The 20,319-nt window shown below is 69.1% G+C and carries 13 protein-coding genes and 1 pseudogene; 6 read left to right on the top strand and 8 right to left on the bottom strand.

The genetic code is table 11. The features are described 5' to 3' along the window. Positions 1-221: 221 nt before the first annotated feature. Both AB0B64_RS37530 and AB0B64_RS37525 read left to right on the top strand, forming a co-directional pair. Positions 222-1,160 (top strand): winged helix-turn-helix domain-containing protein, encoded by a 939-nt coding sequence (locus AB0B64_RS37530; protein WP_358183613.1) that lies wholly within the window; start codon positions 222-224, stop codon positions 1,158-1,160. A 204-nt stretch (positions 1,161-1,364) separates the two neighbouring features. After that, positions 1,365-6,623, top strand: coding sequence for a fibronectin type III domain-containing protein (locus AB0B64_RS37525; protein WP_358183610.1), 5,259 nt, complete (start codon positions 1,365-1,367; stop codon positions 6,621-6,623). A gap of 142 nt (positions 6,624-6,765) precedes the next feature. On the opposite strand, the gene AB0B64_RS37520 is transcribed toward AB0B64_RS37525, so the two are convergent. Beyond that, positions 6,766-7,641: a hypothetical protein gene (locus AB0B64_RS37520; RefSeq protein ID WP_358183607.1), complete on the bottom strand. Its 876-nt coding sequence runs from the start codon at positions 7,639-7,641 to the stop codon at positions 6,766-6,768. Continuing rightward, positions 7,638-8,216: an RNA polymerase sigma factor gene (locus tag AB0B64_RS37515; RefSeq protein WP_358183604.1), complete on the bottom strand. Its 579-nt coding sequence runs from the start codon at positions 8,214-8,216 to the stop codon at positions 7,638-7,640. The genes AB0B64_RS37520 and AB0B64_RS37515 overlap by 4 nt, the downstream gene beginning before the upstream one ends. A gap of 180 nt (positions 8,217-8,396) precedes the next feature. On the opposite strand from AB0B64_RS37515, the gene AB0B64_RS37510 reads away from it, so the two are divergent. Together AB0B64_RS37510 and AB0B64_RS37505 are read left to right on the top strand one after the other, a co-directional pair. After that, positions 8,397-11,588, top strand: coding sequence for a S8 family serine peptidase (locus tag AB0B64_RS37510; protein WP_358183602.1), 3,192 nt, complete (start codon positions 8,397-8,399; stop codon positions 11,586-11,588). Positions 11,589-11,817: 229 nt separating this feature from the next. Further along, positions 11,818-13,494, top strand: a complete 1,677-nt coding sequence (locus AB0B64_RS37505) for an MFS transporter (RefSeq protein ID WP_357956405.1) — start codon at positions 11,818-11,820, stop codon at positions 13,492-13,494. 168 nt (positions 13,495-13,662) lie between these two features. On the opposite strand, the pseudogene AB0B64_RS37500 reads toward AB0B64_RS37505, so the two are convergent. Then, positions 13,663-13,980 (bottom strand): annotated as a pseudogene (locus AB0B64_RS37500) (hypothetical protein); the annotation flags it as partial. 136 nt (positions 13,981-14,116) lie between these two features. On the opposite strand from AB0B64_RS37500, the gene AB0B64_RS37495 reads away from it, so the two are divergent. Then, positions 14,117-14,317, top strand: coding sequence for a hypothetical protein (locus AB0B64_RS37495; RefSeq protein ID WP_358183600.1), 201 nt, complete (start codon positions 14,117-14,119; stop codon positions 14,315-14,317). A 78-nt stretch (positions 14,318-14,395) separates the two neighbouring features. Here the strand turns inward: AB0B64_RS37495 and AB0B64_RS37490 are convergent, their stop codons facing one another. From AB0B64_RS37490 to AB0B64_RS37475, 4 genes are all read right to left on the bottom strand, one after another. Further along, on the bottom strand, positions 14,396-14,545 hold the full coding sequence (locus AB0B64_RS37490) for a hypothetical protein (protein WP_357956403.1): 150 nt from the start codon (positions 14,543-14,545) through the stop codon (positions 14,396-14,398). Then, the gene (locus AB0B64_RS37485; RefSeq protein ID WP_358183597.1) at positions 14,530-14,832 is read right to left on the bottom strand and encodes a hypothetical protein; all 303 of its coding nucleotides are present in this window, start codon (positions 14,830-14,832) and stop codon (positions 14,530-14,532) included. Before AB0B64_RS37485 ends, AB0B64_RS37490 begins: the two co-directional genes overlap by 16 nt. A gap of 105 nt (positions 14,833-14,937) precedes the next feature. After that, complete coding sequence (locus AB0B64_RS37480; protein WP_358183594.1) at positions 14,938-15,183, bottom strand: hypothetical protein; 246 nt, start codon at positions 15,181-15,183, stop codon at positions 14,938-14,940. A 321-nt stretch (positions 15,184-15,504) separates the two neighbouring features. Further along, entirely contained in the window at positions 15,505-15,768 is a 264-nt protein-coding gene (locus AB0B64_RS37475; protein ID WP_358183591.1) for a hypothetical protein, read from the bottom strand. A 59-nt stretch (positions 15,769-15,827) separates the two neighbouring features. Here AB0B64_RS37475 and AB0B64_RS37470 point away from each other — a divergent pair, with 59 nt between their 5' ends. Next, positions 15,828-16,667, top strand: coding sequence for a prephenate dehydratase (locus AB0B64_RS37470; RefSeq protein ID WP_358183588.1), 840 nt, complete (start codon positions 15,828-15,830; stop codon positions 16,665-16,667). A gap of 173 nt (positions 16,668-16,840) precedes the next feature. Here the strand turns inward: AB0B64_RS37470 and AB0B64_RS37465 are convergent, their stop codons facing one another. Further along, positions 16,841-19,888 (bottom strand): CARDB domain-containing protein, encoded by a 3,048-nt coding sequence (locus AB0B64_RS37465; protein ID WP_358183585.1) that lies wholly within the window; start codon positions 19,886-19,888, stop codon positions 16,841-16,843. Positions 19,889-20,319 lie beyond the last annotated feature (431 nt).

Here is a 20,319-nt window from a genome sequence, read left to right as displayed (position 1 = left end):
CCTGAATGAGCTGGTCGGTGGTCCAGGCCTGAAACCGGGTCCGAGGTCCAGCGTGTGGCTTCGGGGACGGAATCTCCAGGAGATTCAGGCTGGCCTGAATAATGACGTCCGGGAAGAATCACCTCAGGGGATGCCAAATACGGGGGGCGTCGATGGTTTATCGCGTTCACTTCACCAGTCAGGATCTTGCTCGTACGCGGGTGGCCGAGGCGCCAATGCCCTTGGCGGAGCTGCAGCTGGCGATACGGATGTTGCAAGACCGTGAAGCGGCGTGGTTGGACGGCTGGCGCCGACGGGTCATGCCCCGGCTGCCGCAGCACGCGCGCATGGTGTTATCCCTGGTTCCCGCGGTCGGGTGGGCACCGACCTTTCTCGGCCCGGGTAAGGCCGGCACCCTGCCAGAACTGGTCGAGGAAGTCAGAGCGACCCCGCCCGACGTGATGAACAACGAACTCGCCGCGATGGCGGAGCTGCAGAGCGTCCCAACATGGGCTCGCCGTCTCGGCGACGACGAAACGCTGCGCGGACAGCTGTGGGAGGCGCTCGAGCAGCTGTACGAGCAGCTACTGGGCCCCTATTGGCAGCGGCTCACCGGCTGTTTCGCGGCTGATCGCGCTGTCCGGACCCAGCATCTGCTCGCCGGAGGCGTCGAGCGGTTGCTCACTCTGGCCAACCCTCTCTGGATGCGTTGGAACCCACCGGTGCTGGAAGTGCGGATGGCGAATGGGCTCGACCACGATCTGTATCTTCAAGGGCAGGGCATCGTGCTGGTGCCGTCGGCCTTCGCATCGCGCTCCATCGTCGACGACGACGAGAGCCAACCGCAGGTCACCTATCCCCTCCCCGGCGATCTGTCTCTCGACCGGTTGACCGCCCTGGTCCCTGAGCAGGAGGTCCCGGGCTCCACAGCCGCTTTGGCCGCGCTGCTCGGGAACACCCGCGCCGCCGTACTGAGCGTCATCGCCGAACACCCCGGCTGCACCACCACGGAACTGGCCGGGTTGAGCGGCACCACGCCTCCAGGTGCGAGCCAGCACGCCACCGTTTTGCGGGAGGCCGGGCTCATCTATACGACCCGCTACCGCAACACCGCACACCACACCGCCACCACGCTGGGCATCGCCCTGTTGAACGGTCCGGACGGCACACGGCAGAACTGACACGCCGATCGGCGTCCCGGGGCGAGTGCGCGGGACGCCGGCCCACAACGACCCGAATCCCGAGCCGTTGACCAGGGCCTTTGCACTCAGGTGCAAGTGTCTGGAGAGCGTTGGCGGTTCGCGGCACACTGCCCTCCAGGTGCGCTCGCGGGGGGCTCGGTGCCTCGAGGCGCCGGGATCGTGTGCCGCGGCGAGGAGGCCGATGTGATCGTACGGTGGCTCTTGTCCTTTGCCCTCGCCTTATCCGGTCTGGCAGGCCCGGCGGCCGCCGCGGTGCAGGTGGCCACCGCCGAGCCGCTGCAGCCGGGCCCCGGCCAGTACTACGAGGCAAGGGTCCGCGTGCTGAGCAACGCGTCGATCGCGGGCGGGGCCACGGTGACGGTGAAGGTCGCCGGGGTGGGCGGCGTGCCCGCCGGCGGTGTGTCGAGTGTCGCGGTCAACTTCGCGGCCAAGGGCGCGAGCGGGACGGGCGGCCTCATCGTCTACCCCTCGGAGTTGACGGCCGCGCCGGGTGTCACCGGCACCCGTTACCGGTCTGGGGTGTGGGAGGACCAGCTTCTGACGGTCAAGCTGGGCACCGATGGTTCCATCAAGGTGAAGAACACCGGGTCGGCGGCGGTGAACGTCTACGCCGAGGTGCGGGGCTACTTCAGCGCCGCGGCCGCCGGCCCGGCGGGCGCGGCGTACGTACCGCTCGACACCGCCAGGCTCGTCTCCAACCAGAGCGTCGCCGCCAACTCGACCTCGGCCTTCACCGTCACCGGTGTGGGCGGCGTCCCCGCGACCGGGGTGGCGTTCGTGGCGCTGACGGTCGCCGTCAAGAGCACCGGGTCCGGCAAGATGTTCGCCTACCCCTCGGGCGGGACGCTGCCCGGCGGGGCCGACATCGAGTACCGGCCCTCCTATTTCCAGTCCAACCTGGTCATCGTCGCGCCGGGCGCCGACGGGAAGATCGCCGTGAACAACAGCGGCCCGGCCGCGCTGAGTGTGTACGCCGATGTGGCGGGCTACTTCGTGACGCCCGCCGCCGCGGTGTCCCCGTCGGCGCTGGTGCCCGTGGCTCCGGCGAGGATCGCCGGCAACGTCACGGTCGCGGGCGGCGCCACCGCCACGGTCGCCCCGCTCGGCAAGGGAGGAGTGCCCGCGAGCGGTGTGTCCGCCGTCGGGGTGAACATCACCGCGAAAGGCACGGCCAACGGCATGATCCGGGTCTATCCCGGCGGGCAGCAGAGCGTCCCGAGCGGCGGATCGATCGCCTACCAGCCGAACGACTTCTGGTCCAGCCTGGTGCCGGTCAAGCTGGGGCCCGGCGGTACGTTCGTGATCCTCAACACCGGAAGCGAGAACATCAGCGTCGCCGTGGACACCTTCGACTACTACAGGGCCGCCACCGTACCCGCCCCGCCGAGCGGGGTCACGGCGACGGCGGGCCAGGGGAGGGCCACCGTGAAGTGGCGCGGGCCGTCGGACGGCGGCGCGCCGATCACCGGGTACACGGTGACCTCCACCCCTGGTGGCAAGACCGCGAGCGTGCCCGCCGGCACGCTGGAGGCGACGCTCACCGGTCTCACCGACGGCACCGGCTACACCTTGACCGTCACGGCGGCCAACGCGGTCGGCACCTCCGGACGGTCCGCGCCGTCCGATCCGGTCACCCCGGGCGGGCCGCGCAAGCCCGGCAGGCCGTTCATCACCTCGGTGTACGGCCGCGACGGCGAGGTGCGCGTCGAGTGGTCGCCGCCGGACACCGGCACGGACGGCCTTTCCGGCTACGTCGTCACGACCTCGCCCAGCGGGGCCATCGTGAACGCGCCCGGCACGGCGACACAGGCCACCGTCGGCGGCCTGACGAACGGCACCGATTACACCTTCACCGTGAGCGCGGTCAACGCCGCCGGCCCGGGCGAGGCCTCCGCGCCGTCCAACCCGGTGCGCCCACAGCCCGCCGACGTCCCGATGTCCCCGCCCGGACTGCTGGTCACCCCGCTCGACCAGCGGGTGGACGTGCAGTGGGCGCCCGCCGTCGACGGCGGCTCGGCGATCACCGGGTACACCGTGACGGTGCAGCCCGGCGGCCGGTCCGTCGACACCGCGCCCGACACCACGGTGACCTCGGTGACCGGCCTGGCCGACGGCACCGCGTACACCGTGTCGGTGGTGGCCAGGAACGCGGCCGGAGCGAGCGCCCCCTCCACCGCCAAGCCCGTCACACCGTCGGCGAGCCTGCCGCCGGGCCCGCCCGACCACCTGCGCGCGGGGCTGCCCGCCTCCGGCAGCGTGCAGCTGACCTGGGACCCGCCGGCCGTCACCGGCACCAGCCCGGTGACCTCCTACACGGTGACGGCCAGTCCGGGCGGCAAGACCGCCACGGTCACCGGCACCACCGCCACGCTGTCCGGGCTGGATCCCGCCACCGCCTACACCTTCACCGCCCGCGCCGCCAACGCCTCGGGCACCGGCGTGGCCGGCGCGCCCACCCAGGCGATCACGCCCAAGCTCACGGTGAAGAGCGCTCCGGTGGTGCTCTCCCCGGAGGCGGCGGCCACCCTGCGCACCGTGCACGAGGGCCAGGCGCTGGAGTTCGACAATCCTCCGGCGGAGGTCACCGGGCTCACCGCGGGCACCCTGCTCGTCATCGGGCAGAGCACGCTCACGCCCGAAGGCTTCTTCGGCAAGGTGGTCCAGACCATCAGGCAGAACGGGCTGTTCATCGTCCAAACCGTCCCCGCGACACTGGCCGAGGCCTTCACCGACGCCAACTTCGCGGTGGACGGCCAGGTCGACAGCGGTGACCAGGTGACGTTCGTGCCGTCTCTGCCGGGGGCGCGCCTGGTGCGGCCGGTGAAGCAGGGGGTCTCGGCGCTCGGCGGCGGGGGAGTGGTCCTGCGTGACGGCGCCCTCGTCATCGAGGTGGAGCACAGCTTCCAGGAGAAGGGCCGGATGGTCACGAAGGTCGAGGGCCAGGTCACCCTCCAGCAGCGGACCAAGATGAGCGCCGGAACCGACTCCAGCGCCCGCGGCGTCGACATCACCAACTCCACGAGCGTCAGCTCCGAGCTGCGCGTGAAGCAGAACCTCAGCCAGGAGTTCGAGAAGCGGGTGCACATCGGGCACGTCAACGGGCCCTGCTTCACCTTCAACCTGGGCCGGGTCCCCGTCGTGGTTTGCCTGCGCTTCTCGGTAGCGCTGGGCATCGAGGGCGGGGCCTCGGTCGGGGCGACCTTCTCGGTGCACTGGGACAAGACGCTCGGCACCCGCTGCCACGTCGTCAAGGGCGGCACGACCTGCACCCCGGTCGACGACGGGCCCGGCTTCTACCTCGACGGCGGGGTGGGCCTCTTCGGCGACTCCAGTCTCACCGCCACGGTCTCCACCGACATCCAGCTCCTCGTGTACGGCGTGGTCGGCCCGGCCCTGGTGGTCGACCTGCCGGGCGTACAACTGAAGGCCGACACCACGCAGAACCCGTGGTGGGAACTTCGCGGCCTCGCCCGGCTGGGCGCCGCGATCGACCTCGGCGCCATCAGCAAGGACTACTCGCTCTGGCGCAAGGACAACATCGTCAGCGCCTCCTACACCATCGCCCACGCCGCCGGCCCGTTCCAGGGCATCAAGGTCACCCCATCGCTCGGCACCGTCGGCCCGGGGCAGAACCATCAGTTCAAGGTCGCCGTGTCCGGATACCCCGACGACGTCGAGACCCAGTGGAGCATGGTGAGCGGCCCCGGAACCGTGACCCCGGGCGGGCTGTACATGTCGCCGCAGGAAGGGATCGCCGAGGTCGCCGTGGTCAGCCCGGCCACCGGCGGGCATCCCCAGCTGGAGGGCCGTGGCGGAGTGATCGTCGGCACCCAGTACGGCACCCCCGGCCCGCCCCAGCTCGACGCCTACACCAAGCCCACCCTGCGCGGCGCCTCGGTGAGCTGGACGCCGCCGGCCGACCACGGGGCAAGCCCCATCAGCGGGTACGTCGTCACCGCCACCGCCGACGACGGCAGCGGCATCAAATCGGTGTACGCCTACGACGGCGACGCCACGCACCAGCTCATCCAGGGGCTCAAGCCCGGCGTGAGCTACACCGTGTCGGTGATCGCGCAGAACAACAACGGCACGGGCGAGCCGTCCGGCACCACCGTCCTGAAGCCGCTGGACATCGTCTTCCCCGGCCCGCCCAGCACACTGGGCGCGGACCTCGCCAGCAGCACCGAGTATCCGGGGCGGCCCGACTCGACAGGCACCGCCGGCGGCATGGGCGGCGGCTCCATCTCGGGAGACGGGAAGTACATCGTCTTCGAGACCCAGGGACGCGGCAACCTGATGCCGCAGGACTCGCCGTACCGCCACCCGGCGAGCAGGTACCCCTACGTGGTGAGGAAGCAGGTCGACGGCACCGGTGGCGGTTCGGTGGTGGCGTCGATCGAGCCGGACGGCAATCCCAGCTACAACATGTACACCGAGCCGCTGATCAGCAGAGATGGCAATGTGGTCGCCTACACAGGGTCCAGCTACGCCCGGCCCGGCGTCTTCAGAGGGGTGGTCCACGACATCACGGCCGGGACCTCATGGACGACCGAGGACAACGCTCAGATCTACGGCGTCAGCGACAACGGACAGGTGGTCCTCTACTGGAAGTCCGCATCCGGCCAGGCCGCCAACCTCTACCGCCAGGTCAAGGGCGCCGCGGCACAGAAGCTGACCAACTGCACCGGGCTGAGCGGCCCGGAGTGCGCTCTGACGCCGCCGGGCAGGGGGATGCTGTCCGGCGACGGCAACCGGGTGGTGTGGTCCACGGCCGACTCGGCCGGCAAGCGGCACAGCTGGCTCGACAACGCGCCCAGCGGCACCACCACCGAGATCTTCCCCGGCGCCGACGTCGCCGCCCCGCTCATCTCGGGCGATGGGCAGGTCGTCGTCCTGTCCTACACCTCGCCGGACCGCCTCACGTCGTGTTTCGTGATCAAGGCGCTGAGCAACCCGCCCCCGACCGCCGCCGACTGCCGGGTCAGCGACACCAGCGCCGGGCGGGCCGAACCGATCTTCCTCAGTAAGGACGGCCGGGCGCTCGCCTACCGCTGGATCGCCTTCGCCAGCGGCTCGCCCAACCGGACGAGCCTTCGCGTGTACTACGACACGACCACCACCCACATCGCGGGCGGCTCACCGGACACCTGGCCGAGCACGGCGTTCATCACCGACGACAACCAGCGGCTCGTCTACAGCTTGTGGCGCGATGAGGGCTCAGGAGGTACGTCCTCCACGGTGCCAGGGCTCTGGTACGACTTCACCACGGACAGCATGTCCCTCCCTCTGAATCTCGGCCCTTCGACGGAGGAGAAGCGGGCTCGGGCCGGCCGAGTCCCGCCCCGCGAACTCAAGCCCTTCGTGCCACATCCGCTCAAGGCCTATCAGGCCGCTGTGCCGGACGATGACGATGAGGCGGGGAGGAAAAAATCTACTTTGTAAAGGCGCTCGGGTGGAACAAAAACCCAAACACATAATCGAATAAATACCCTCATTTAGAGCTAACCGGCTTACGGAGAGTCACGGGGAGAGATGTCGAGTTCAGCTCGCGATCAAGGTGGTGTTGCTGTGCGCGCTCGCGGGCCTAGGAGGTCGGGCAGTTCTCGCCGCGGCGGCCTCCTGGCTCCTGCGGCTCGGACCCCTCGTACACGTTCAGGGTCGCCTTGCCCGGCTCCGTCATGGAGCCGTTCTCCACCAGCCACGAGTCCGGCACCGACTGCTTCGTTCCGCCGGTTAGGGGATCCATGTCCTCGAAGCTCTGGATGGTCACGCCGCGCTCCTGCAGCATGCCGCGCACCTCGGCCACGGTCCGGCCGATGTAGGGCTGGCAGTGCAGCGGCTCGCCCAGGCCGTCGATCGTGGTGCTGTTCTCGAACAGCTCGCCGGGCCGGGCCTCGCGCCCGAGCGTGATGTCGGCGGGTCCCTGGAAATTCTCCGGGATCTTCACCCCGATGGGGCAGCCGCCCATCTTGTCGCAGGTCCCCGGCTGGTCGATGGTCTTGATCTCGTCGAGGTACCGGTGCTCGGTGGGCGAGGTGGGGAAGATGGAGCCCACCCACGACGGCGTCGAGGGGATGAGCCTGAGGGTCACGTTCAGCCCTGCGTCACGGAGCTGCGCCTGGTACGTGCCGGCGTCGGCGTACAGGTCCTTGATCTCGATGACGTAGTACCCGTCCTCCTTCCTGATGTCGAGCGCCGCCGCCGTCCCGGGTCCGAGGCCGAGCCCGGTGGGCAAGAGCCAGCTCAGAGCGAGGAACGCGGCGGTCAGCAGGGCCACGCCCGGCACCGCGGCGCGCAGGATCAGCGGCCGGTGCGCGCGCCGCCCTGCCGGTGCGACGGCCCTGGCTGTTGTGGGCTCGGCGGCCATGATGTCGCGCATGAGCTCGTGGGCCGCCTCGGTCATGCCGGGCCCGGCGCCGGGGGACAGGTGGGCGACCACGCGGTCCACGCTGTTCTTCATGATTTTCCCTCCGCGAGTGCGACGGCGCGCAGGCCGTAGGTGGTCAGGTCGAGGTCGGCGGCCGCCAGTTCCTTGGCCAGCCGCTGGCGGGCGCGGTGCAGGCGCAGCCGCGCCGCTCCGCGCGAGCAGCCGAGCACCTTGGCGATCTCGGCGCTGCTCAGCCCTTCCCAGCCGACCAGGGCGAGCAGTTCCCGGTCGTCGGGCGACAGGCGTCTGAACGCCTGGTGGGTGGCCTCTCCGTACTGCTCGGCCACCGGCCTGGACCAGGTGGACAGTTCCGCGCGCAGCCGCGCGGCCAGCGCCGATCGGCGCTCCTCGGCGCGGAAGTGGTTGGCGAGGACCCGCCGGGCGACGGCGTACAGCCACAGCCGGGCCTCGTCCCCCGCGGGAATGTCGTCCAGCCGGCGCCAGGCGGTCGTGAACGTCTCGGCGATCACGTCGGCGATGTCGTCCGTGGACTCGGTACGTCGCGCCACATAGGCGGCGATGGCGGGATAGTGCGCCAGGTAGAGCTGCTCGAAGCGTTGCTCCGGCGCCGGGGGGCCGGTGTCGCCTTCTCTCCGTTGTTTGGACACATCTCAGCAGATGTCCGGCTTAGCGGCTCTGTTTCACAAGAAGGCCTATTTTCCCGAAAGGTTTTCACCGGAGACCCCGTAACACCCTGCCGTATCCGGACATTTGCTCATGCGTTGCCGCTGAACGTACCTGAGCGTCGTCGGCGGCGATCGGTCATGCAGCCGATGGAGAGGAAACGCATGAGGTTAGGCAAGGGCCTGCTGGCCGCCATCCTGGCAGTGACGGCCGGCGTCACGACCGCCCCGGCACCCGCCGCCGCGACGCCGGCCCCGACCCCGTGGGTCGCGAGGCAAGAAGGCACGACGAACCGGCCGACCGGCACGGTGACGCTGATCACCGGCGACCGCGTCATCGTCACCGCCGCCGGGCATCGGGTGGAGCCGGGAGCGGGCAGACAGGTGCACTACAGCAGCCAGTACCGCGACGGCCATCTGTACGTCTACCCGTCCGACGCCCATCCGCTGGTGGCCAAGGGCGTTGTGGACGAGCGGCTGTTCGACGTCACGCAGCTCCTGGCCTGGGGGTACGGTGACGCGAAGCGGAGCGACATCCCACTGATCACGCAGTCGGCCAAGGGGGAGGCGCCCGCGCTCCGGAGCGCGCGCCAGGACCGGCGGCTGTCCTTCCTCGGCATGTCTGCCGCTGAGGTGCCCAAGAAGAGCGCCGCCGAGACGTGGAAGGGCATAACGGACGGCGTCCAGACTCTGACCGCCGGCCGGACGAAGATCTGGCTGGACGGCCACCGCTCCTTCACTCTCGACCAGAGCGTCAAGCAGATCGGCGCCACCGAGGCGTGGAAGCAGGGCTTCACCGGCGAGGGTGTCACGGTCGCCGTGCTCGACAACGGCTACGACCCCACACATCCCGACCTGAAGAACGTCGTCACGCAGGCACGCGACTTCACCGGTCGCGACGACATCCGCGACAGGAACGGGCACGGCACGCACGTCGCGTCGATCCTCGCGGGAGCGGGAGAGAAACAGCGCGGCGTGGCGCCCGGCGCGAAACTCGCCATCGGCAAGATCGGCGACATCGTGATGCAGGAGTCCGACATCGTCGCCGGCATGGAGTGGGCCGCGGCCGAGGTCAAGGCCAAGGTCATCAACATGAGCATCGGCGGCCCGGACACGATCGACGTGGACCCGGTCGAGCAGGCGGTCAACACGCTGTCGGAGCGTACCGGCGCGCTCTTCGTCGTGGCCGCGGGCAACGACGCCAAGCCCGGTACGGTCTTGAGCCCCGGCAGCGCCGACGCGGCCCTCACGGTCGGTGCCGTCGGCCGGGACGACAAGGTGGCCGACTTCTCCAGCAAGGGCCCCCGGCTCAACGACCATGCCATCAAGCCGGACCTCACCGCCCCCGGCGTCGCCATCAAGGCGGCCAACGCCAATGGCGGTGCCGACGCCCCGTACGTCGCCAGGAGCGGCACCTCGATGGCCTCGCCCCACGTGGCGGGAGCCGCCGCGATCCTTGCCCAGCGCCATCCCGACTGGAGCGGACAGCGGCTCAAGGCGGCCCTCATCGGCAGCGCCGCCCCCAACGGGAGCGCCAAAATCTACGAGGAGGGCGCCGGACGCGTGGACGTGGCCCGCGCGGTCTCCCAGCAGGTGGCCGCGACGACCGGCAACGTCTGGGCCTCCTTCCCCTGGAACGGCACTGGCGAGCGCGTGGCGACCAAGACGCTCACGTACGCCAACTCCGGCGACACCCCGCTCACCCTGGACCTCGCCGCGGACGGCGAGGGACTGGAGCTGGGGTCCAAGCGGCTGGAGGTGCCCGCCAAGGGCGAGGCGTCGGTCGAGCTGACGATCCGCGCGGAGGGCAAGGCGCCCGGGGACTATCCCGGCGTCGTCACCGCCAGGTCGGGCGCCACCGTCGTGCGCACGCTCGCGGGCGCGTTCGTGGAGCCCGAGACCCACACCCTGACCGTCAAGACCATTGAGAGGAACGGCCAGACACCCCGCGCCGCCATGGGTTATCTCTATCAGCTCGAGACCGATACCCAGAAGACGCTCTCGTTCGACGACCAAGGCGTCGCAAGAGTACGGGTGCCCAAGGGCGAGTGGAACCTCTACGTCAACGTCTACAACTCGGACCAATCCACGACCGCGCATCGGCCCGTGACCATCGACGGCGCGGACCAGGAAGTGACGGTGGACGCGCGCCAGGGTAAGGAGATCACGTTCACGGTGGACGAGCCGACCGCCGTCCAGGACGGCAGTGAGCAGATCACCCTGGCCAACGGCTGGTTCAGCCAAGGCTGGGCCAGCTTCGGTGACGACGTCTACGCTCTGCCGGTGCGCCAGCCCGGCCTGAAGTACCTGGCCGGGAGCACCTGGCACAAGAAGGACGCCGCGCCGAGCCCGTACCGCTACGACCTGGTCGACTACCGCACCGGCGGAATTCCGGACGACCTGTCGTACACGGCGCGCACGCGTGACCTGGTGAAGGTGAGCGCGACGTACCGGGCGCCCGGCGTGCCCGGCACGGCCGACGTGATCGTGGGGCCGCTACTCCCCGGCGGGTCCTGGGCAGGGGGCGCCTGGCTGTCCGAGAGCCCGAGCCTGAATCTGCCGGCCACCATGACGCACTACCGCACTCCCGGCTTCGCCTGGGAAACCGGCATCACCACGGGCACCCACTGGGTGTCCGGCGTGAGCCAGGTGCTCGGCCGGCGGCCCGTCACCGAGCTGTGGAACGCCGCCGTGACCGGCCCCGCCTTCGGCACGTCCGCGGGCAGCCGCGACGGCGACTGGCTGAACTTCAACGTCGACGGCATCCTCGCCGACGGGCGGGCCGGGCTGATGGGCGGCGACTACGACATCACCGGCAGCATCGCCCTGGCCCGCGGCGAGGAGAAACTGGCCGAGACCGATCTGGCGACCTGCGAACCCGGATACACGGAAAGTTGCCGGCTGGACGTCCGCCTGCCCGCCGAGCCGGCGGCCTACACGCTGACCGCGTCGGCCCGGCGGCCGTCGGCGCTGTCCACGAAGGTCGAGTCGGCCTGGACGTTCCGGTCGCAGCGGACGGCCGAACCCCGGCCGCTGTTCCTGACCGCCGTCCGCTACGCCCCCGAGGGTTTGGACGACCACAACCGCGCCAAGCCCGGGTCCACGACCGTCGTCCCGGTGAGCCTCCAGCGCAACCCCGGAGCCTCCGCGCCGCGCGCCACGTCGATCACGCTTGAGGCGTCCTTCGACGACGGGGCGAACTGGCGGCCGGTCCGGCTGGCCCACGCCGGCTCAGGATGGACGGCCCGGATCGCGAACCCGGCCGCACCAGGGTTCGTCTCACTGCGCGCCAAGGTCACGGACGCGGCGGGTGACCGCGTGACGCAGACCATCACCCGGGCGTACGCCATCGGGTGACGGGTCCGCACTCCGGCCGCGCGGGCGCCAGTCTCCCGCGCGGCCGGCCGGACACGGTGAATCTGGACACTGTCGCGGTTCCGTGCCGGAGCAGTTCCTCGCCGACCAAGAGCCCAAGCCGGAATAGGGGCCGTTCTTGGCGCCGCGCGCCTTCATCCGGATGTGGGACATTTGCTGAGGGCATCCGACCCGGAGACCTGTCGTGGTACCAAGACGAGGAAGTCGCGACATGACACTCCCCACAGCCACCGCGGCGGAGCGCAGGCACAGCCCTTGGCTTGTCCTCTTCGTTCTCTGCCTCGGCTTTTTCATGATCCTTCTGGACACGACGATCGTGAACATCGCGATCCCGCAGATGGGTGATCACCTCAAGGCGTCCCTGTCGGACATCCTGTGGGTCATCAACGCGTACATCCTGATCTACGCGGTCCTGCTGATCACCGCCGGGCGTCTGGGCGATCTGTACGGCCCCAAGCAGCTGTTCATGATCGGTCTCGTGGTCTTCACCGGGGCGTCGGCCGCATGCGGGTTCGCCCAGAGCCCGGCACAGCTCATCGTCTTCCGGGTGATCCAGGGGCTGGGCGGCGCACTGCTCACCCCGCAGACTCTCTCCGTCCTGACGATGATCTTCCCCTCGGAGAAACGTGGTGCGGCGTTCGGCGTCTGGGGCGCGGTCGCCGGTGTGGCCACGCTGGCCGGGCCGCTGCTGGGCGGCTGGCTGGTCACCGACTTCGGATGGCGCTGGATCTTCTTCGTGAACCTGCCCGTCGGCGTGATCGCCCTGGTGCTGGCCGGGATCGTGATGCCGAACCTGCGGCTGAACCGCCGGCACCGGCTGGACTGGGCCGGCACCGCGTTGGTCACCGTCGCGCTCTTTCTGATCACGTTCGGTCTCATCGAGGGGCAATCCCATGCCTGGGGGAAGGTCTGGGGTCCGATCACGATCGTGGAGATCCTCATCTCCGGCGTCGTGATGCTCGGTCTCTTCTTCGTGCATCAACGGGCGCAGCAGCGCCGGGAGCCGCTGGTCCCTTTCCAGATCTTCCAGGACCGGAACTTCTCCGTGATGAACGTCGTGGCCGCGTCGATCGCGTTCGGCATGCTCGGCTTGTTCCTGCCGTTGACCATCTTCCTGCAGTCGGTACTGGAACTGTCCGCGTTGCAGGCGGCCCTGACCTTGTCGCCGATGGCGCTGATCTCCATGGTGGTGGCGCCGCTGGCCGGGCGTGCCGCAGACCGGGTCGGAGGCAAGTGGATCTTGTTCGTCGGTTTGTCGCTGTTCTCCGGTGGCATGGGCGTGCTGATCGCGTCCTCTCATGTGGATACCAGCCGGCTCGATCTGCTGCCTGGGCTGATCGTGGCCGGCTTCGGGCTGGGCATGACGTTCGCTCCGATGCAGGCTGTCGCGATGCGCAACGTCGAGCCGCGAATGGCCGGCGCCGCCTCCGGCATGATCAATACGACCCGGCAGCTCGGCGGGGTGATCGGGTCGGCGGCCGTGGGCGCGGTGCTGCAGGCCCAGATCTCCACCCACCTCAAGAGCGCCGCCGCGGCCGACGCCGGTCAACTGCCCGCGCAGTACAGGGCGCAGGTTGTCGACACACTGAGCCACGTGGCCTCAGGCAGCCAGGACATCGCCGGCGGACAGATCGCCCCCCACCTGCCTGCCGGGATCCCGGATCAGGTACGGGCCCAACTGGACACCTTCTTCACGCTCGTCTTCCAGCAGGGCTTCGTGGGTGCCATGCGGGCGACGCTATGGTTGCCCATCGCGGTCATGGGGTGCGCGGCGCTCGCCGTGATGCTCGTACGCGGGCGATCGGACCGCCGCTCTCGGACCGAGAGGAACGAGCCGGAATCCCCTCCCGCGCCCCCGCTCGGGTCCGCGCCACCAGCCCCTGAGTAACTAACAGACATCGCCTTTGCGGCGAACTCCGGCGCCTACAACGCCGGCATCGCAGCGGGTGCCGCGCTTGGGGCACTGGTCCTGCCGCTCGCCGAGGGACGGGGCACCTTCCTCGTCGGAGGGCTGCTGACCGTTGGGTCCTGCGCGGTCCTCTTCGACGGCCGGCTGTCACGTAGGCGCCGTCATACAGACGATCAGCGGGAGCAGGTTCGGTCCTATAGCGCTGGGGCGAACAGTTCGGCATCGGCCTGGAGCGGGGTCCTCATTCGAATGGGGCCAGGTGGCTGGCGTGTTTCCGCGGAGGGCGGTCGTTTCGCCAGTCGTCCAGTCGGATGAGGTTGACAGCGATGGCGGAGACGATGTGTTCGAGGTGGACTTCTTGATGCCGCGGTAGCGGGTGCGGCGCAGGCCGGTGCCGGTGACGGCTTGGTGGATGGTGGCCTCGATGCTGCATCGGAGGGCGTATTGGTCGTGCCAGGCGGGGTGGTTTGTTCGGTGCGGGCGGAGTCAGGGTTTCCTGGATTGCGCAGGGGGTCACATGCCGAAACGGCAGTAGTTTGGCCGGCGCCGCCGCGTCGGTCTGCCGGACGCGCTGGCCGTCAATAGGGCGGGGGAGGGCGCCGTGTTCAAGCCGTTCGCGTACCTGTGGCGGGAACACCCGTACGGGCCGGATCTGGACGGTGTCCTGGTCAACGCCTCGCTCGCCATCATGTCGATCCGCCAGGCACTGCCTCCTGGCTGGGCCCGGAGCGCGCCGCCGCCCAGGTCTTCACGGTGGCCTGCCGCCGGTCTTGTCTCGCATCTCCAAAAATCTACTTTGTAAAGGCGTCCGGGCGGAGCAAAAACCCAAACACATAATCGAATAAATACCCTCATTTAGACCCAGAAGGCTTACGGAGGGTCACGGGTAGAGCTGGTCGGCGACCTCGCGGACCCGGGTGGTCACCCGCAGCAGGCATCGCAGAGTCTCGGTGTCGAGGTGGTCCATGATGGCGCGCGACGACGGGGGGCAGGTTGTTCTCTTGGGAATGTCGCTCAGCCTGTTCGCCAAGCTTCATCCGATCGACAAGGGCACCGTGTCGCGCTATCCAACAGGACCGTGCCCGCCACCAAGAAGAGATCGCGCAGCTGACGCGACAGCTGAAACTGGCCCGCGAACGAACGTATCGGGCTGAACGCCGGGTGCAGGCGCTCGAAGACCTTCTCGATCAGCTGGAGGCCCAGGAGCCGCCCGGAGGCGAGCACACCAGCCTCAACCGCGACCGGATCAGGATGCAGGACGCGACCACCCGTCTCCGTTGTCCCATCCCGACGACAGCGTTGCTTGAGTTCTTCCATCCACAGCACGGCTCCCACCCAGCTCGGTTCGACGCAGTGGACCGGGCGATGGCAGATCCCGCTGGTCGTCCGTGGCATCAGGCTCACCTGCCCACTCCCAGCCGATCATCGCGGCCACCCAGATGATCCGGTCGATCTCCGCGTCGGCCTGCGCTCCTTGGACTCGCCGATGTCGCGCACCTGACGGACCGCCTCGATCCACCGGTCGATGCGGTGGCGGGCGTCCCGGGCCATCTCCTCGTCGACGCCATGCACCAGGCGTACGACGTAGCCGAGCGCCGCGGTGGTGTTGCCGCTGGAGCCACCGCGGCCCTCGGGCATGCGCCCGCTCATGTAGTAGCGGAGGTCCACTTACAGCTCGCGCACCCCGGCGTGAATGGTCATGAGCAGCGGGCCGGCCTCGGCATGCCTGGGGCGCCGGCTACGGCCGAGGCGGCCGGAGATGCACACTCCGGCGCAGGTGCGCCCAGCCTCGTTTGAGGGCTTCGCGGACCTTCAACTCCGATCACCAACTCTCGGATCGAGTGCCTGCCAGGCGCGGGGTCGGCAGGTTCAGCGTGCGGACCTGTTCACGGTGCGCAAGCACCTGCGCGTGAAGTGCGATGAGCTCATCCGATGAAGCCGCAGCCTTCTCGGCCTGCGCTTGGACGATCGCGAAGCCGGTCCGGGGCGTCATTCTCCGGTGGTGTCCCACTGTTCAAAGGCGAACTGCATCACGAAGAGGAACGCGACCGCACGGACATACCAGACGATGAGCTGGTGCTGCTGTTCGCTGGTCAGAGCAGCAGTCTGCACCACTTCCAGCTCGGCCGTCGCGGTGAACGTGACGGTGACGGAGGCGGGGATGCCGCGGTCATCGCCGCTCGTGCGGCGGAACAGCCATTGGCGGTAAGCCGCTACATCACAGGTCGCGGAAGTCGCCAACGACTGTTCCACCGGTATCGACCCCCGGGGAGGCCATGCAGCCGCGCCCGGCTGCATGGGACACTGCTGGGGTGACCGCACGACGTATCGCCTACCAGGGGGAGCCCGGCTCGAACTCCCACTTGGTGTGCAAGCAGCACTACCCCGACTGGCATACGGTGCCGTGCGCGTCCTTCGAGGATGTGTTCGCGGTGGTGGAGAACGGCGAGGCCGAGCTGGCGATGATCCCGATCGACAACTCGATCGCCGGCCGGGTCGCCGACATCCACCACTTCCTGCCGACCTCGGGCCTGCACATCATCGGCGAGCATTTCCTGCGCATCCAGTTCCACCTGATGGCGCCGCCGGGTGCGACCCTGGACACGATCAAGGCCGTGCACAGTCACGTGCATGCCCTCGGCCAGTGCCGCCGGATCATCCGCGAGCACGACCTGGTGCCGATGATCGCCGGTGACACCGCCGGCGCCGCGCGCGAGGTGGCCGAGGCGGACGACCCGACCCAGGCGGCGATCGCGCCGCCGCTCGCGGCGGAGATCTACGGCCTGCACATCCTCGCCCGCGACGTCGAGGACGAGGAGCACAACACCACCCGGTTCGTGGTGCTCAGCCCCGACTTCGTGCAGGCACCGCGCGGCGAGGGCCCGGTGGTCACCTCGTTCGTCTTCAACGTCCGCAACCTGCCGGCCGCGCTCTACAAGGCGCTCGGCGGGTTTGCGACCAACGGCATCAACATGACCAAGCTGGAGAGCTACATGGTCGGCGGCCACTTCGCGGCCACCCAGTTCCTCGCCGAGGTCGACGGGCACCCCGAGGATCCTGGCCTGAAGAACGCGCTGGAGGAGTTGGCGTTCTTCACCACGGACGTGAAGATCCTCGGGGTCTACCCGGCCGACCAGTTCCGCACCGACTGAGTCTCGAGACGGGCGCCAAGGCGCCGCTGTTGGGTCACGGTACTTGCCACCAGGCGAGTACCATCAGCTACCACACCCGCGTTGATCGCCAGGGCACTCTGGAGGCTGTTGCGGCCTTGGACGGCCAGCCAGTCGGCATGGCCCGGCCTCGCAGGCCGGGCGATGCCGGTGGATCAGTAGCGTTCGGCGATGCCGGAGTTGATCTCGACAAGCGCCAGCGTGGTGTCGGTGAAGGCGACCACGTTGCTCAGCGGTGGCAGCGGCAGTGTGGCTTGTGCGTGGCGGGCGGCGTCGCCCACGGTCCGCAGGCCCAGCCGCTCGATGGTCACGGTGTGGACGGCCGTCGCGGCGTTGATCCGGCGGTCGGCCAGGTTGAGGTAGGTGGCCAGGAGTTCGGCCTTGAGGGTTCTGGGCTGTAGCAGCGGCAGCCGGAAGGTGTCGTTGACCTCCTGCTGGGTCAGTCGGCCGTCGGCCGGGGAGGTGTCGAAGCGGGTGTCGGTGGCCTGCACCCTGGCCAGCAGTTCGGCCGTGCGCGTCGCCGGGAGGCTCGCCCAGATGGTGGAGATCTGCGGGTTACGGCTGGGTGCCGCCTCGGTGACCGTGGAGGTGCTGGAGGCCGAGACCGGGTCGTAGGCGCAGCCGTTGGCGTTGCCGTAGGTGACCTTGGCCTGGCCGGTCAGCCGGGTGCCGCCCTCGGTGAGCAGGCTGGAGCGGGTGGTGAACTCCACGCTCTTGGCGGCGCCGGCGTCCGCCGTGCCCAGGTTCCAGGTCAGGATCCGGCCGTTGACGTTCGCCGGGCGCGGCCCGGTGCCCTGGTCGAGCGCGGTGCTGTAGTAGACGCCCTCGGGGAGCGTGTACTGCAGGGTGACGCCGGTGGCGGTGGCGCTGCCGGTGTTGGCGGCGGTGAGCTTGGTGGTCACCGCCTCGGCCGCGTTCGCCGTCGGGGTGGCGGTGGCCGTCAATGTCAGCTTCGGGGCCTTGATCCGGGTGGTCGCGGAGTCGCTGTTGTTGGCGGTGTCGGTCTCGGGCTCCTCGGCCAGGTTCTTTGCCGTGACGGTGGCGCGGTTGGTGAGGTCGGTCGTGTCGGCCGTGGTGCAGGGCACCAGGTAGGTGAAGGTCTCAGTGTGGGAGGCCTGCGCAGCCAGTTCCGGCAGCGCCCGGTTCACTGCGGTGCCGTCGGGCAGGGTGTCGGTGAGGCTTACCGCGGCGGCGCGGCCCTTGCCGATGTTGCTGGTCTTCACCTGGTAGGTGAGCGTGTCGCCGGGTAGCGCGGTCGCCTTGTCGACGGTTTTGGCGACCGTGACGTCGGGCTCGTAGAAGTTGCGCCGCGCCAGCTCCGAGCTGACCACCTGCCGGAACGAGATCTCCGGCCCCGAACCGGTGATGGCCGCGCCCTTGAACTTCAGGCTGGCCCAGTCGTCGTGCCCGGTCAGGACCGTCTCCCGCCCGCTGTCGCCGCCGCCGGGCGTGGACTGGCAGGTGTTGTCCCCGCCCGCCAGGATGTCGTCGCCTATCCGGACGTCGTTCGGGTTGACGGTGCTGTTGAGGCCGTTCGTGCCGCCTAGCACGCAGACGTCGTCGTCGGCGTTGATGTCCACGGCCAGGGGCGGTGTCGCCGGGTCGATGATGGGCTGGCCGGCGGTGTCGAAGTTCGCGTTCCAGTTCAGCGGCCCTCGCCCCGGCCCGAACCTCTCGTTGCGCATCGGGTCCAGCCAGCGGGTGAGGTCGGTGCCGTCCTGGATGCCCATCGACTCGTTGAGGGCGGTCCTGTCCAGGTCGGGCAGGTCCTCGCGTGAGTAGTCGAGGCGGCGGGCGGCGTCGCGGCCGGGGGCGATCGGGATGCCGCCCGGGTCGAAGGAGTAGTTCATGACGCTGAGGTAGTTGGGTTTGTGATTGGTGCGGATGCTGCCGCCGTGGGCGAGTCCGAGGGCGTGGCCCAGTTCGTGCATGATCGTGCCCGACTGGTCGCGGACCGTGCCGACCCGGGCGTTGTCCCGGCCGGTGCCCGGAGGCAGGACCTGCTCGTCATCGGGGCGGGGGACGAGGGTCGTGTCGACTTTGCTCTCGCAGTCGCCATTGGTGCCGACGTCGATCTCGTTGGTGCCGAGCAGCACGTCGTCGCCGCCGAGCTTGGTGTCGATGACGCCGTTCGTCCCGGGCGCGACGCACAGGGTGCGCCAGGAGCCGAGCGTGATCAGGAAGTCCTTGTCGGCGTCGCAGCAGACCCCGGACACGCCGGCCGCGTTAGGCTGGTCGTGAGCGGCGATCGCGTAGTGGGCGTAGGGACGCAGCAGCGGGCTGAGATTGGCTGTCCGGAACCTGCGGAAGTCGTTGTCGAGCCCGATTGTGGCCTGTTCGGCGATCGGGTTGCCCTCGATGTAGATGAAGTCCACACCGACTGGGGTGGGCACCCCCGCGTACCGGCAGGGCCGTACGGGATCGACCGGCGCGTTCGCGAACGCGTTCTTGGCCTCGGCGATCGCGGCGGATTTGGGTTTGTGGTTCTCGGCGGGCGAGGTCATGTAGTCGATGGTCACGATGACGCTCTTGCGGCAGGGGTTGATGCCCATCGCCGCCAGGTCGTAGCGCATCGTGCCGTCCGCCTCCCTGATGCCGAACCGCTCGATGACGTCGTAGATGCCGTCCTCGTCGGTGTCGGGGAGGGTGGCGGGATCCACCTTGATGTCGATGCCGATCGTGGCCGCGACGCCGTCGTTGACCTCGGGGAAGTTCGGGTCACCGTCACCGGTGATCCGGCCCTGGCTCGGTGTGATCCCGTCGGCGACGCCGCGCCAGGAGCGTGTGCCGAGGTCGAAGTCCAGGTTCAGCTCGTCGTCCTGGTTGCCGGGGCTGATGTCCATGAGATCGTCGCCGAAGTTGGTGCCGTCGTCGTAGTCCCACAGCCTGATGAGCACCGGCACGGTGAATTTGTCATCGGGCACGGAGACCGTCCTGGTGAAGATCCAGGGGTCGGGGAAGGTGCTGGGGTCGAAGACGTCGTCCTGTACGTACGGCTTGCGCAGGACGGGATCGCCCGGTCCGTCGCCGATGCGGATCTCGGGGAAGTAGTCGCCGTCCCCGCCGTCGTCGTCCGGGTTCTCGTGCTGCTGGACGTGGTTGATGGTCAGCGTGATGGTGACGTCTGTAGCGGCACTGGCCACCGAGACGATCGCCGTGTTGAGCGCGATGAGACAGAGCACGACCAGCGGGATGACAACCAATCGGCTGAAATGTGGTGGATGACGCATGCGCCCAACGATGAGGACCTTGCGGCGGTACGGCATGAGTAGTGGCTACTCAACCGTGCAGGCGGTCAAGAACCGCGGACTCACGGCAGACTAAGCAGGAGCAGATTCCGACCGCTGCACCACATCCCAGCCGACCTCGATCGATCGCTATCTGGGGTTCTTGGCCTCTTCTCGCAGGGTCAGAGGTGAGATGATCCTTTCAGGCTCGTAAGGCGTGTGACCGATCTTGAAGGCATGTTGCATCGATAGCGTGGCCGGGCGTTTTGGCCGATCGCGCGATGGCGGCAGAGGCAGATACCGACGCACGGGCTGGCCAGGATGCGGCCGTCCGGGCCGAATGCCAGCCCATACACCACGCTGACGTGGCCGATGAGCCGGAACGCCGGCGAGGCGGCGGGTTGCGG

This window comes from Nonomuraea sp. NPDC049129 (assembly GCF_040648495.1).
Classification (GTDB): domain Bacteria; phylum Actinomycetota; class Actinomycetes; order Streptosporangiales; family Streptosporangiaceae; genus Nonomuraea.
The sequence above is the reverse complement of the archived record's forward strand: the minus strand, read 5'-3'. Positions and strand labels throughout refer to the sequence as shown.

What these genes read in the sequence shown, in the direction of transcription:
- AB0B64_RS37520 (WP_358183607.1), bottom strand. Translation starts at nt 7,641, where the DNA reads ATGAAGAACAGCGTGGACCGCGTGGTCGCCCACCTGTCCCCCGGCGCC.
- AB0B64_RS37510 (WP_358183602.1), top strand. Translation starts at nt 8,397, where the DNA reads ATGAGGTTAGGCAAGGGCCTGCTGGCCGCCATCCTGGCAGTGACGGCC.
- AB0B64_RS37505 (WP_357956405.1), top strand. Translation starts at nt 11,818, where the DNA reads ATGACACTCCCCACAGCCACCGCGGCGGAGCGCAGGCACAGCCCTTGG.
- AB0B64_RS37485 (WP_358183597.1), bottom strand. Translation starts at nt 14,832, where the DNA reads ATGGAAGAACTCAAGCAACGCTGTCGTCGGGATGGGACAACGGAGACG.